The organism is Corynebacterium kalidii (genome assembly GCF_022869005.1).
Taxonomy (GTDB): Bacteria; Actinomycetota; Actinomycetes; order Mycobacteriales; family Mycobacteriaceae; genus Corynebacterium; species Corynebacterium kalidii.
On the sequence record NZ_JALIEA010000012.1, the window covers coordinates 257,542 to 270,271 of the forward strand.

General features: G+C 68.9%; 13 protein-coding genes. 6 read left to right on the plus strand and 7 right to left on the minus strand.

Going from position 1 to position 12,730, the window contains the following annotated elements; genetic code table 11:
- Nucleotides 1–63: 63 nt before the first annotated feature.
- Complete coding sequence (locus MUN33_RS06955) at nucleotides 64–1,518, minus strand: APC family permease (RefSeq protein WP_244804178.1); 1,455 nt, start codon at nucleotides 1,516–1,518, stop codon at nucleotides 64–66.
- Nucleotides 1,519–1,729: 211 nt separating this feature from the next.
- Between MUN33_RS06955 and MUN33_RS06960 the strand changes: the two genes are divergently transcribed.
- Nucleotides 1,730–3,187, plus strand: coding sequence for an MFS transporter (locus MUN33_RS06960; RefSeq protein ID WP_244804179.1), 1,458 nt, complete (start codon nucleotides 1,730–1,732; stop codon nucleotides 3,185–3,187).
- Nucleotides 3,188–3,206: 19 nt separating this feature from the next.
- Here the strand turns inward: MUN33_RS06960 and MUN33_RS06965 are convergent, their stop codons facing one another.
- Nucleotides 3,207–4,643: an amino acid permease gene (locus tag MUN33_RS06965; protein ID WP_244804180.1), complete on the minus strand. Its 1,437-nt coding sequence runs from the start codon at nucleotides 4,641–4,643 to the stop codon at nucleotides 3,207–3,209.
- Between the two features lie 36 nt (nucleotides 4,644–4,679).
- Between MUN33_RS06965 and mmuM the strand changes: the two genes are divergently transcribed.
- The 5 genes from mmuM (at nucleotide 4,680) to MUN33_RS06990 (ending at nucleotide 8,763) form a co-directional block, all read left to right on the plus strand.
- Complete coding sequence (gene mmuM / locus MUN33_RS06970) at nucleotides 4,680–5,585, plus strand: homocysteine S-methyltransferase (protein ID WP_244804181.1); 906 nt, start codon at nucleotides 4,680–4,682, stop codon at nucleotides 5,583–5,585.
- A 1-nt stretch (nucleotide 5,586) separates the two neighbouring features.
- Nucleotides 5,587–5,793 (plus strand): hypothetical protein, encoded by a 207-nt coding sequence (locus MUN33_RS06975; RefSeq protein WP_244804182.1) that lies wholly within the window; start codon nucleotides 5,587–5,589, stop codon nucleotides 5,791–5,793.
- A 74-nt stretch (nucleotides 5,794–5,867) separates the two neighbouring features.
- Nucleotides 5,868–6,698 carry an N-acetylmuramoyl-L-alanine amidase CwlD gene (locus MUN33_RS06980; protein WP_244804183.1) on the plus strand — a complete coding sequence of 277 codons (831 nt, stop codon included), beginning with the start codon at nucleotides 5,868–5,870 and terminating at the stop codon, nucleotides 6,696–6,698.
- A 121-nt stretch (nucleotides 6,699–6,819) separates the two neighbouring features.
- Nucleotides 6,820–7,662, plus strand: coding sequence for a MetQ/NlpA family ABC transporter substrate-binding protein (locus tag MUN33_RS06985; protein ID WP_244804184.1), 843 nt, complete (start codon nucleotides 6,820–6,822; stop codon nucleotides 7,660–7,662).
- Between the two features lie 144 nt (nucleotides 7,663–7,806).
- Complete coding sequence (locus MUN33_RS06990) at nucleotides 7,807–8,763, plus strand: hypothetical protein (protein WP_244804185.1); 957 nt, start codon at nucleotides 7,807–7,809, stop codon at nucleotides 8,761–8,763.
- On the opposite strand, the gene MUN33_RS06995 is transcribed toward MUN33_RS06990, so the two are convergent.
- The 5 genes from MUN33_RS06995 to MUN33_RS07015 form a co-directional block, all read right to left on the minus strand.
- Nucleotides 8,729–9,166, minus strand: a complete 438-nt coding sequence (locus MUN33_RS06995) for a helix-hairpin-helix domain-containing protein (protein ID WP_244804186.1) — start codon at nucleotides 9,164–9,166, stop codon at nucleotides 8,729–8,731. The genes MUN33_RS06990 and MUN33_RS06995 overlap by 35 nt on opposite strands.
- 21 nt (nucleotides 9,167–9,187) lie before the next feature.
- A complete protein-coding gene (locus MUN33_RS07000; RefSeq protein WP_244804187.1) occupies nucleotides 9,188–10,981 on the minus strand; it encodes an ABC-ATPase domain-containing protein in 1,794 nt (597 codons plus the stop codon).
- Nucleotides 10,982–11,078: 97 nt separating this feature from the next.
- Nucleotides 11,079–12,023: a nitroreductase family protein gene (locus MUN33_RS07005; protein WP_244804188.1), complete on the minus strand. Its 945-nt coding sequence runs from the start codon at nucleotides 12,021–12,023 to the stop codon at nucleotides 11,079–11,081.
- Nucleotides 12,020–12,445, minus strand: coding sequence for an SRPBCC domain-containing protein (locus MUN33_RS07010; RefSeq protein WP_244804189.1), 426 nt, complete (start codon nucleotides 12,443–12,445; stop codon nucleotides 12,020–12,022). The genes MUN33_RS07005 and MUN33_RS07010 overlap by 4 nt, the downstream gene beginning before the upstream one ends.
- A 7-nt stretch (nucleotides 12,446–12,452) precedes the next feature.
- Nucleotides 12,453–12,716, minus strand: coding sequence for a hypothetical protein (locus tag MUN33_RS07015; RefSeq protein WP_244804190.1), 264 nt, complete (start codon nucleotides 12,714–12,716; stop codon nucleotides 12,453–12,455).
- Nucleotides 12,717–12,730 lie beyond the last annotated feature (14 nt).

Below are 12,730 nucleotides of genomic sequence, written 5' to 3' on the forward strand. Positions count from 1 at the left end.
GGACGTGGGGGATGAGAGGGTGGTTCAGCGGGGTGGTTCAGTGGAGTGGTTCAGTGGAGTGGTTCAGCGGGGGACAGACACCGGCTCCGTGGGCTCCGGGAGGACGTCCATGTCGACCGTCCCGTTGGGGAAGCGCAGGGACCAGAGTGCCCCGAAGACCCCGGCGCCGATGATGATGCCGGGCATGATGAACACCATGGACCGCGGCGACTCCTCGCCGATCATGATGTCGAAGTTGACGAGGATGAGGATCGCCACCACCAGCATCGCCACCGCGGAGACGGCCGGTGCGACCACCCGGGTGAACACGCCGAATCCGTGGTGGTCACGCCGGAACCAGACGAGCACCGCCACCGACGTCACCGCCAGCAGGAAGACCAGGCCGAATGCGGCCGCCGTCGAGAACCAGGTGAACAGGGTGATCACCGGGAACAGTTCGCCCAGTTCGGAGCCGCGCCCGGCCAGGGCGAAGACCACGACGATGACGACGCCCACGGCCGACTGCGTGAGTGAACCTGCCACGGGTGCCCCGTTCCTGCCGGGCGTCCCGAGGAACCGGGGCAGCACCCCGGAGCGCCCGAGGGCGAAGAAATAGCGGGCCGCGGCGTTGTGGAAGGCCAGGAGGGCGGCGAGGACGCTGGTGACGAACAGGAGGTGCACGACGTCCGACAGCAGTGGAGAGAACTCCGAGAGCCAGACGAACACCAGGTCGGGACCGTAGGTCCGTGACTCGTCGATGATGCCGGAGGGGCCGACCCCCATCGTCAGGGCCCACGTCGACAGGGCGTAGAACAGGGCGATGATGCTCACCGCGATGTAGGTCGCCCGCGGGACCGTCCTGCTCGGGTCCTTCGCCTCCTCGGAGTAGATCGCACCGGACTCGAAGCCCATGAACGCGGCGATGGAGAAGGCGAGGAGGACGCCGACCCCCGGGGTGAGGAACTGCTCGGGGAGGACGGAGTCGGCGCTGATCCCCTCCTGGGGGTTCGTCAGGGCGAAACCCATGACCACCAGGACGACCAGGAACTCGAGGGTCACCAGCACCCCGATGACCCTGGCCGAGAGGTCGACGTTGCTGACCCCCAGCAGGGTGACGATGATCCATCCGACGGCCCCGGCGACCCACCAGGGGACGCTGAGCCCGGTCCAGGTGGCGAGTGCGGCGGAGAGGGAGAAGCCGAACAGTCCGTAGAGCGCGACCTGGAGCATGTTGTAGACGACCAGTGCCAGCAGCGCGGCGGCGATGCCGTGCCGGGGGCCGAGCCCCTCGGAGATGTAGGCGTAGAACGCCCCGGCGTTGTGCACCCGGGAGCTCATCGCACAGTAGCCGACGGCGAAGAGGACGAGCGCCGCCCCGAGGACCAGGTAGCCGACGGGGAGCCCGAGCAGGCCCGAGACGGCGAACGTGGTCGGCGCACCACCGGCGAGGACGGTGAGTGGTGCCGAGGCCGCGATGATCATGAACACGAGGGCGGCTGTACCGAGTCGCCCTTTCTTCAGTGTGGTGTTGTCGCTCATACAGTGCTCCGCTCTACGGGTCGATGACGCTCTCATTATGACCTGTGTCACAGCAGGCTCTCTTTGTCCGCAGTGCGGCGTAGTTGGTGCAGCGTGAATCGACGGGGTGCTGCACGACCCCGGGGAAGTGTCGGGGAAAGCCCTGGTGTGACGGGCGCCACATCCTGGTGTGGTGGAGGTGTACAGACCATCCACGACGATCGGAGACCCGATGAGCTCACCCCCAGCACAGACACCGTCCCCAGGGGCGCCGGCACCGGCCACGTCCTCCCCGGCGCGTCGCGACGCGACCTGGGACTCGCCCAGGCACCGCCGTACGGTCTACCTGATCCTGACCGTGGTCGCCGTGGCCATCCTCTTCGACGGCTACGACCTGGTGGTCTACGGTGCCGTCCTGCCGGACCTGCTCGCTGACCCGACCCAGATCGGCGCGTTGACCCCGTCGACGGCCGGTACCCTGGCGTCCTACGCGTTGATTGGAGTCCTGGTCGGCGCTTTGAGTGCCGGGGCGGTGGGGGACCGGGTCGGAAGACGGCGGGTGATGCTCGTGGCCACGGTCTGGTTCTCCGTGGGCATGCTGGTGACCGCACTGGCCCAGTCCATGGTGGTGTTCGGGCTGTTGCGGTTCGTCACCGGCATCGGCGTCGGCATGATCGTGGCCACCGGTGGTGCGATCGTCGCGGAGTTCGCGCCCCGTGAACGCCGGAACCTCTTCAACGCGGTCACCTACTCGGGCATCCCCGCCGGTGGACTGATGGCGTCGGCACTGGCCATCGCCCTGCTGTCCGACATCGGGTGGCGCGGCCTGTTCATGATCGGTGCGGCCCCGCTGGTGATCCTGCTCCCGCTGGCGTGGGTCGCGCTCCCGGAGTCCCCGCAGTGGCTCGTGACGGTGGGACGTCGGGACGAGGCCAGGGCGGTCTGCGAGAAGTACGGCCTGCCGGTGCAGACGTTCGTCCCGGACCCCGAACCTGTCACAGAAGCTGCGACCGGTCCGGGTAGTGGTCCGGGTAGTGGTCCGGGTACCGGTCCGGGTGTCGGGCCGGGTGTCGGGCCGGAGGCCACCCGGCCCCGGGGCAAGGTCGGCTTCGTGGCGTTGTTCAGCACCCGGTACCTGGCGGGCACCGTCCTGATCGGTCTGATGAGCTTCATCGGGCTGCTGCTGACGTACGGGCTGAACACCTGGCTTCCCCAGATCATGCAGGACAACGGTGCGGAGGCGGAAGGCTCTCTGCTGTTCCTGCTGGTGCTCAACGGCGGGGCGATCGTCGGGGTCCTCGTGGCGTCGGCGTTGGCCGACCGGCTCGGCGCGAAGGTGATCGTGGCCGCGACCTTCCTGCTGGCGGCGGTGTGCCTGGTCCTGCTGCCGGTGAGCCTCTCGCTGGGGGTGCTGTACCTGTTGGTCGCCCTGGCCGGGCTCGGCACGATCGGGACCCAGGTACTGGTGTACGGCTTCACCGCGAACTACTTCGGCACCGAGGCCCGGGCGGCCGGTGTCGCCTGGTGCGCAGGGTTCGGACGTCTCGGCGGTATCCTCGGACCGGTGATCGGCGGGGTGCTCATCGGGATGAACGCCGACCCGTCGACCTCGTTCTACATCTTCGCCGCCTTCGCCCTGGCGGGGTGCGTGTTCATGGCGTTGGTGCCGCGGTCCCCGGTGCGGTCCTGACCCCCTGCCGCCGGTGCGGTCAGTGCGTCGTGGGACGGAACACCCCGGCGCCGTGCCTCCACCGGTAGTACCCCAGGCAGACCAGGGTGAACGGTATCCCGAAGTACAGGGACGCCCGTTGGGACGGGTCGAATGCCACGCCGACCAGTGAGACCACCAACAGTACGAGCGCGGTGCCCGGCACCCAGGGGAACAGCGGTGAGCGGTAGGCGAGATCGTCGGGACGTCCTCCGCCGGCGACGAAACGTCGCCGGAAGGCGATCTGGGACGCGGCGATCGCGATCCACACGGCGACGACAGCGAAGCCGGCGACCGATACCAGCGCCAGGAAGAGACTCCCCGGTGCGATCACACTGGACATCAGGGACGCCAGGCCACCCAGCATCGACACGCACAACGCGAGCATCGGGATCCCGCGTGCGGTCGTACGGGCCAGTGCCTTGGGCGCCTGCCCCTCGGACGCCAGTGAGTGCAGCATCCGGGTGCAGGAGAACAAACCGGAGTTGCCGGCGGAGAGCAGGGCGGTGATGATCACGAAATTCATCACGTCCGCCATTCCCGGGATCCCGACAACGTCGAAGACGGTGACGAAGGGGCTTTCGTCCAGGCCGGCGGAGGAGTACGGGATGACCGCAGCGATGACGGCGATCGCCCCGATGAAGAAGACGGTCAGGCGGAGCACCGCGGTCCGGATGGCCCGCGGGATCGTCGTCTCCGGGTCTTTCGTCTCTCCGGCGGCGACCCCGATCAGCTCGGTACCGGAGAAGGCGTAGAACACCGCCAGGGTGGTGATCAGGATGCCGCCGATCCCGGTGGGCAGCAGCCCGTCGGGTGTGTCGAAGTTGCCCAGTCCGATGGCGCCGCCGTCGGTGAGCGGGTTGATGCCGATGACGGAGGCGGCGCCGACAACGATGAGCGCCACGACGGCGACGACCTTGACCAGGGACAACCAGAACTCGGATTCGCCGAAGACCCGCGAGGAGACCGCGTTGAGGCTGAACAGGACGGTGGCGAAGACCGCACACCACACCCACACCGGGATGTCGGGGAACCACCGTCGCATCAGGATCCCGATGGCTGTGAATTCACTGCCCAGCGCCACCGCCCAACACATCCAGTACAACCATGCGGTCGTGAAACCCCAGGCCGGGCCGAGGTTCCGGGTCGCGTACACGTGGAAACCGCCGGACACTGGGTAGACCACGGCGAGCTCGCCGAGACAGGTCATCACCAGCCAGGCGACCAGGGCACCGATCCCGTAGGCGATCACGGCACCGAGCGGGCCGGCCTGGTCGATGGTGTATCCGGACGAGACGAAGAGCCCCGAGCCGATCACCCCGCCCAGCGCGATCATCACCAGGTGGCGGGAGGCCATCGTGCGTTTAAGGGAGGAGCTCCCCGGTGGTGCGGAATGCGCGGTGGCGGCACCGGTGGCGTGCTCGGCGGGTACGGTCATGGCAGATACTGTACTGCTCCGTCTACAGTGGTCCGGATGACAGACCCCTCTCTTCCGTGCCTCATCCTCGACGGCGGTCTCGGCACCCACCTGGCCGACCGTGGCAACGACGTCACCGGTTCCCTGTGGTCGGCGCAGATCCTGCGCGACGACCCGTCCGAGATCGTCGCCGCACACCGTGATTTCTTCGCCGCCGGTGCCGACGTCGCCACGACGTGCTCCTACGAGGTGACCGTCGGCGGTCTCCTCCACGCTGGGGTGCCGACCGCCGAGGTGGAGGACGTGGCCGAGTCGCTGCTGCGACAGAGCGTGCAGCTCGCGGTGCACGCGGCGGACGGCGACCACGTCATCGCCGCGTCAGTCGGTCCCTACGGTGCCGGACCGGGGCAGGGGACCGAGTACGACGGCGCGTACGGGCTGACGGCCGCGCAGTTGGCGGCGTGGCACCGCCGCCGTATCGGGATCCTCGCGGACACCGGGGCAGACCTCCTTTTCGCCGAGACCGTCCCGTCCGTCCTGGAGGTGGAGGCGCTGGCGGGCGAACTCGACCGCGCCGGGCGACCCGCCGTGCTGAGCGTGACCGTCACCCCCGGGGACGGCCGGATGCTGAGCGACGGGACGGACCTGCAGGAGGTCGCCGCGATCGTCTCGGGGTCGACCTCGATCCGTGCAGTGGGGGTGAACTGCGGCTCGGTGGCGGACGTCCTGGCCGGGGTGCGCAGGCTGGCTGAATTCACCGACCTTCCACTGGCCGCCTACCCGAACAGCGGTGAACGGTGGGACCACGTGAACCGCGTCTGGGTGCCGCGGGAGACCGGCGGACTCGGGCTCATTGACGCCGTCCCGGACTTCCTCGAGGCCGGCGTCCACCTGCTCGGTGGGTGCTGCCGGGTGACGCCGCGGGAGATCACCGCGATCCGGGAGCGCATCGCCGACGCCTGACATGGGTCCCGTCGCCACGTCGATTCACGGGGCGGCCGGGACGGGAGCTCAGCGAGCACGCCGACCGGGCGGGACGTCACCTCACCGTCTTCCAGAACCGGCGCTGGCCTCGGCGATCTACGGCACCGGCCTGCTGCCGGTCGCCCCGGCGGACTCCGTCCGGGTGCTCGAGATCATCGAGCAGGCCGTCGCCAAGGCCTCGTCGTAGCTGGTGACGCTGGACGGGATGTGGTGCGTGGCATGAGCGTAGGAACAGATTAATCTGTGAGTTATACTCTCCACATGCTGTCTTCTTTCCCGGGTGGCCGTTCCCGCCGTGTCGTCTCCGCCGCACTCGTGGCCCTCGTCGCGGTGACCGTCGGGCCGGTGGCCACGGCGCAGGCGCAGTCGTCGTCGCTGCCGGGGTCGTCCGTCGGTGGTGGCGCCGGCGGGACGCAGTGTGTCGTCGCCCTGGATCCCGGACACAATGCCGTGGACACCGACGAGTTCGACCCGGCCACCGGTGTCCGCATGATCGACTACCCCAACGGCGTGGAGAACGCCGAGGCCTACGAGATCGTCCGTGCCGTCGAGTCGCGGTTGTCGCTGGCGGGGATCGGCACCGTGGTGCTGAAGAACTCCGTCGACGAGGACGTGACGTACCGTGAGCGGGTCGACCGGGCGGCCGACGCAGGGGCGTTCCTGGGCGTGTCCGTCCACACGACCCCTGGTGCGGACCAGTCGGCGGTCTTCCCGCAGCGCCAGGGCGGGTACCGGGCGGGGACGGACGCCGCCGGAGAACCACGCAAGGTGGCCTTCGACAACGCGGCGACGGCTGCGGAATCGGAGCGGCTGTCGGGCATCGTGGCAGGTGCCCGCTCGGTGGTCGAGGGTGGCGCGGTGCCGGTGCGCGACAACTCGTTCGCGGGGCGTGACCCGCTGTGGGAGGGCAATCTCCCGGTGATCTCCCTGATCGCGGACACCCCGTGGGTCTACAACGAGTTCGGCAGCGACACCGGCGGGGGAGCGCACGGGCTCACCGGCGCTGAGAAGGCGCGGTACATCAACGGCCTGTCGGCAGGGCTGATTGCCGCGGCGGCCACGTCCCCGGCGTGTACCCGGCTGGGGAGCTGACGCTTCGGGCTTCTGGTGCTCTCTTTCGCAACTTCCTTCCGTGGGCCGGGTGATAACCACATAGACAGAGTGGTCTATTCTGGTATGTGGACGACGTTTCACACACCACGAGGAGAACATCATGAGAACCATCGCACACCGGGTCTCACGCAGCGTCGGCGCCGCAGCGGTTGCGGCGACACTCACCGTCAGTCTTGCGGCCTGCGTCGACGACAGCTCACAGCAAGAGGTGGGCACCATCCGGGTCGGCACGTCGCCCGGGCCTTACAGTGAGCTTTTCCGTGAGGGGATCGTCCCGATCCTCGAGGACGACGGATACGACGTCACTTTCGACGACTACACTGAACTCCAGCAGGCGGAAATCGCACTGCAGGAGGGGAGCGTCGACATCAACGTCGACCAGCACACCGCCTACATGGAGGCGTTCAACCGGGATGCAGGGGCGGATCTCGTGTCGATCACGCCAATTCCCACTGTCCCCGCCGGCTTGTACTCGTCGGCCCATGGCAGCCTTGAGGATGTCGCTGACGGTCAGACCGTCTCTATCCCGGAGGATCCGTCGAACGCCTCGCGCGCCTACCGGATCCTCGCCCAGGCAGGCTGGCTGACGATGAAGGACGGTGCGGACGACACCGAGCTCACTGCAGAAGACATCGCGGACAACCCGCATGACCTGGACATCAGAACCCTGGACTCGGCGTTCATCCCCCGGGGGCTCGACGACGTGGACTGGGCGGTCATTCCCGGTTCCATGGCGTACGCCTCGGGCGTGGACCAGAACCTCCAGCTGTTCCAGGAGGAACTGCTCCCCGAACTCGAGCTCGTCGCCGTGGTGAGAAGCGAGGACGCGGATTCGGAGTGGGCCGACGATGTTGCCGCAGCCTATCGGTCCGGCGAGTTCGCGGAGTACCTGGAGAGCCGTGGTGAAGGGGGCTACTGGGTTGTTCCCGAGGCATTGAAGTGACCGGCCCTGCATCCGACGCCGTCCTGCTCAGGAAGACATCAGTGTCCTCATCCTGGATCCGTGCCAGGAGGAACGCGACGTAGATGCCCTCGAGGATTTCGATTCGCCCCTCTGTGCCTACGCTCGCCTGGTAGACAGTTTCCTGTGAGGAGAATGCGATACTCGGAGAACGCCCGAGCCAGAATCAATGTCAGACTCGCACCGGCCGTCATTGCGGTACCAGCAGGCCTTCTTTCCGGGTGCACCTCCGGCGAGGAGGCCCCGACGCCGACGTTCGCGGAACAGGTCACGGCCACGACCGTTGTGGAGGGCGCCGGTGTCGAGGACGTCGACCCCGCCGACTACATACTCAACGGCAACGTGGTCTTCGACTACCGGACCGGGGGAGACGAGACCGGACTCTGCATCATCGAGGCTGACGACGCCAATCCCGATGCGGTGACCTGCACCGGTACGGCCCCCGACGAGGCCCCGGATATCGAGGTTCCCCCGTTCGAGCAGCAGCGTCCGGGAGCCGCGAGGATCACCGACGAGGGGATCACCTACACCCTGGTCGAGGGGGTCCCGCCGGCGCCGGGTGCTCTGGAGCCCGACCAGCGGATCACGGTCGGGGACGCCACCTGCGAGATGGGCGGGAACCGGGAGCTGAGCTGTGCTGTCGGTGAGACAGTCCTGACCGTCAGTGGAGAAGACCGGACGATGACACTCACCGGCGACGTCCTCGACGACGAATACCACGTGGACCCCAGTGCCCCGGCGCTCACCGCAGGTCAGGTTGCCCCTCCGGCCGGCATCGACGGAGACTACAGTGACACCGACGAGCCCGTGGCGGCGGGAACGATGTGCGGAGCCGCGTCCGGGAACACCCTCGTCAAGGTCAGGGAAGGGTCTGTGTCGTGTCTCGACGCTCAGGAGGTCATCGACGACTACCGTGAGCGGCGCGACGCCGAATGCGGTGGCAACACGCTGGCGATGCGGATGGGGGAGTGGGACTGCTCGAGTCCCACCGCCCGACGCAGTGCCCAGCTCGATGCCGCGGAAATCTGCTACGGCCCGTCAGGCACCGTCATCGCGACTCCCGCAGGATCCGGACAGCTGTAGGCCCCACCCCGTGCCAGGACGCCAGTGTCTCCTCGGTGATCCCGTCGAGGTCGGCGAGGCAGGTGATACCCCGTTCCACCAGGGCCCGGGTCGCCGGGGTCCCGATGCTCTTCGGCAGATCACCGACCTCACCGGCGACGGCCTCCTCGGCCGCACGTAGCCGTGCCGTCAGACTCTCCGGGGCCGCGGCGTACCAGGCTTGGCGCACCAGGGCGTTGGACTCCATCCCGTTGATCCCGGCCAGCGCCACGTCCTGCCGGCCTGGGATCCGGAGATCCGCGTCCGGGGTCACGACGGCGACGACCGCCCCCGCCACGGAGTAGGTCCGTTGCCTCCCTTCCACGGCCTCGTCGACCCCGGGGAGGGCGAGGGCGGCTTTACGGATCTGTGCTGGAGTCGTCACAGCCCCGAGACTACCGCGGTGTCACCCGCGCCCGCGCGGACGCAGACCCCGGTAGCGGTTCACGGCGGCGGCGATCTCGTGACGGCGGACGCCGGCGAGCCGTCCGGGATGGCGTCCCCGCCCGTGCGCGGACAGGACGTCCAGCCCACCGTCACGGATGCGACGGACGACCTCGTCGACCACCTCGTCGAGGGTCGTGTCCCCGTCGAAGGAGACCTGGCTCAGCGCCGCGGCCACGGCAGCGGTCTGGGAGGGGTCCACCAGCTGCGCCCAAGCGGACAGGTCGATGGATTCCTCACCGACGCGGATGGTGTCCAGGCCCTTCGCCTGCGGAGGACGGGGACCCCGTCCACCCCGGCCGCCCTGTCCACCCCGTCCGCCGCGTCCTCCGCGCCCTCCGCCGGACGGAGGGCGGAAGGAGAACGGTCCCGGACGTCGACGGCCCGGACGAGGCATCGCCTGCCCACCAGACGGCTCGGCAAGCTCCGCCGCCCGGGCGGTGACGTCGACGGGACGGTAGTTGTCGAGCATGATCACCGTGTCGGCGACGTCGATGAACATGCCCGAACCGCCGGCCACCAGGACGGTGGACACCCCGTGGTCCTCCCACAGGGACCGCACGCGGTCGACCAGCGGGGTGATCGGCTCCTTCGCCGACGGCACGAGGGTACGCATCCGGTCATCGCGGATCATGAAGTTCGTCGCCGAGGTGTCCTCGTCGATCAGCAGGGTCCGCGCCCCGCAGTCCAGCGCCTCGACAAGGCCGGCGGCCTGGGAGGTCGACCCCGAGGCGTTGGTGGTGGAGAAACAGCGCGTGTCAGGGGAGCGTCCCGCCCCGGGGAGGTCGTGCAGGAACGGGGAGATGTCCACGTCGGTGACCGCACGTCCGTCCTCCGCCCGTAGCGCGACGGCATCGGGGTCGGTGACGGCGAACTCGCGGCCGTCGCCGGGGACGTGGTTGTAGATCCCCAGTTCCAGTGTCCGCAGCAGGGTCGACTTGCCGTGGTAGCCGCCGCCGACGACCAACGTCACCCCCGCCGGCACACCGAGTCCGGTGACGGTCCGTCCCGACGGCAGCGCCACACTGTGGCGCAACGATTCCGGAGAACGGAACGCCACGGCACCGGACAACGGACGTTGGGAGTTGCCGGCCGCCCGCGGCAGGACGGAACCGTCCGCCACGAAGCCGACGAGCCCCATCCCGTCCAGGGCCCCGCGGAGGAACTCCTGGTCCAGGTAGGTTTCGTGGGCGAGGCTCAGCGCGTCGAGAGCGGGGGAGTCCAGGTCCACCAGCGCCTCCTGCACGACGGCCGGCAGGACCTCGCAGAACAACGTGGCCGCAGCCGGACCCCGGATCCGCCGTCCCTGCGCCGGCAGTGCGGCCTCCAGCCGGACGGTCACCCGGTCCCGGTCCGCGTCGATGACCACGCTGCTGCGGTCGATCACCTGCTGGCCAGGTGCGTCGACGGCGAGGAAACCGGAGCCCTTGCCACCGGACGGGTTGTGGGTGGCGATCGCGGCGGCGACGCGGCGGGTCAGGTGGTCACGCACCGGTACCGCGTCGCGGCGTGACCCCACCAGGTCCGGTGCGATCCCCGTGGCCGACAGCGGCACGCTGACCTGTACCAGCGAGGGAGGGGCGAAGGGGTCGGACTGCACCTTGTCCACCGACAACGTCACCGGTGTCCCGGACGGGGTCTGCAGGTGGTGCTCCCCGTGGAGCTTTTTGTAGGCGCCGTATCCTGAGCCGTCGAGACTGCTGAGCGTGCTGCCGAGGTCGGTGGTTCTGCCGGGATGACTGTGGCCGGGTGTCATGGTTCCGCAGCCTAGCAACCCCACAGGTCGGTGTTGCCGACCCGTGGGGTTGCTGCGTGTGCGGTGTCGTCGGTGGCTCCCCTCGATGGCGGGAGGGTCACTTCAGCCCGAACCCCGCCTTCTCCAGGAACTGCCGGATCAGGTGGCGTTTCGTCTTCGTCGCGGCGTTCTGCGACACCCGGTGCAGGGTCTGCGCCGACCACTGCGGGTGTTGGCCGTACCGGGCGAAGTAGCCGACGAGAGCGTCGTCGTAGTCGGCGAGCAGGCCGGCACGTTCCGTGGCGCCGGCCTCGTCGGCCCTCGGGTTGTACCGGTCGTGGTGGACGAACAGCTCCATAGGCAGGCGCGGCTTCACACCGGCGTTCTCAGTGGGGTCGCCGTAGCCCACCGCCAGTCCGAGGAACGGGACGACGTCCTGCGGGATCCCGAGGATCTCCTGGACGGCACCGATGTCGTTGCGCATCGAGCCCAGGTACACCGTGCCCAGTCCCAGGGATTCGGCGGCGATGGCGGCGGTCTGGGAGGTGATGCCGATGTCCAGGACCGAGGTCACCGGCTCATCCAGGTAGCCCAGCGACCCCAGGTCGTGCGGCGGCGCCGAGGAGACGCCGTGGATCTCCCCGGCGCCAGCAGCCCCGTCCGCATCCCCGTCCCCGTCCGCATCCCCGTCGGCCGCCGCCTGTTCCGCCTGCGCGGCCAGGAACCGGATCTGCGAGAAGTCCACCAGCCACAGCAGCAGTACCGGGGCGGTGGCGACGTGGCCGGACATCTGCTTGCCGATGCCCGCGAGCTGCTCCTTCACCGTCCGGTCCCGCACCGCCACCACGGACACGGTCTGCTTGTTCGACGACGACGGGGCGGACTGTGCGGCGGCCAGCACCGTGGAGAGCACGTCGTCGTCGACGTCCCGGTCCTGCCACAACCGCACGGAGCGGTGTGCGGTGATGGTCTCCAGGGTGTCGTTCCACTGCCCGGGTGACCATGGTTGGGGCCTCCCGTAACGGTCGGTCAGGCGGTCGTCCGGGGTGGGGTGGTCGGTCATTCGGCTCCTCCGGGGTCGGTGGTGGGCGGGGTGGTGAACAGGGCCCGCAGGCGTTCCAGGGCGTCCCGCCAGTCGGGGTACGCCGCCTCGGCGATGGTCTGTGCGCCGGCACCGTGGATGGTGTTGGTGAACGTCAGGGACGTCTCCTCACCTTCGGCGTCGAGGTCGAACCGCAGGGTCTCGTTGTTCCAGCTGTACTCCAGTACCGACGGGGGACGGAAGACGGTGACCTGCCCCTGTCCGACCGTGCCGTCGGAGATGAACGTGAGTTGCCGGCCTGCACCGAAGACGAGCAGTGAGCGGTCGTAGTCGAGCATGTCGCCGAACCAGCGCCGCAGTTGGGTGGCGCGGGTCAGCGCACGGAACGCCCGCGTCGGCGTCGTCGGCAGCTGTACGGTCAGGGTGATCGTGGCGGGGACCATGGGTGTGTCACATCGGGTTCAGCGGCACCTGGCGGGACGTCTCGGCGTCGCTGTCGATCTGCCAGACGAGTTCCGGGTCGGTGCCCTGGGGTTCGCCGGCGAGCTCGGCGAGTGTCCGGCGGACGGCGGCCTCGAGGTCCTCGAAGTCGTCGCCCCGGACGACGGCACCGTCGACACCGGCCACCGTGGCGTACCAGGTGGGCCCGGCCGTGTCCCCGGCAGCGGCCCCACGGACGACGTTGACGGTGTAGCTGGAGTTCTGGTTGCTCATGCCCACCACTTCTA

Coding starts and splice junctions, on each gene's coding strand:
- MUN33_RS06955 (WP_244804178.1), bottom strand. CDS start 1,518: ATGAGCGACAACACCACACTGAAGAAAGGGCGACTCGGTACAGCCGCC.
- MUN33_RS06960 (WP_244804179.1), top strand. CDS start 1,730: ATGAGCTCACCCCCAGCACAGACACCGTCCCCAGGGGCGCCGGCACCG.
- MUN33_RS06965 (WP_244804180.1), bottom strand. CDS start 4,643: ATGACCGTACCCGCCGAGCACGCCACCGGTGCCGCCACCGCGCATTCC.
- mmuM (WP_244804181.1), top strand. CDS start 4,680: ATGACAGACCCCTCTCTTCCGTGCCTCATCCTCGACGGCGGTCTCGGC.
- MUN33_RS06975 (WP_244804182.1), top strand. CDS start 5,587: ATGGGTCCCGTCGCCACGTCGATTCACGGGGCGGCCGGGACGGGAGCT.
- MUN33_RS06980 (WP_244804183.1), top strand. CDS start 5,868: ATGCTGTCTTCTTTCCCGGGTGGCCGTTCCCGCCGTGTCGTCTCCGCC.
- MUN33_RS06985 (WP_244804184.1), top strand. CDS start 6,820: ATGAGAACCATCGCACACCGGGTCTCACGCAGCGTCGGCGCCGCAGCG.
- MUN33_RS07000 (WP_244804187.1), bottom strand. CDS start 10,981: ATGACACCCGGCCACAGTCATCCCGGCAGAACCACCGACCTCGGCAGC.
- MUN33_RS07005 (WP_244804188.1), bottom strand. CDS start 12,023: ATGACCGACCACCCCACCCCGGACGACCGCCTGACCGACCGTTACGGG.
- MUN33_RS07010 (WP_244804189.1), bottom strand. CDS start 12,445: ATGGTCCCCGCCACGATCACCCTGACCGTACAGCTGCCGACGACGCCG.
- MUN33_RS07015 (WP_244804190.1), bottom strand. CDS start 12,716: ATGAGCAACCAGAACTCCAGCTACACCGTCAACGTCGTCCGTGGGGCC.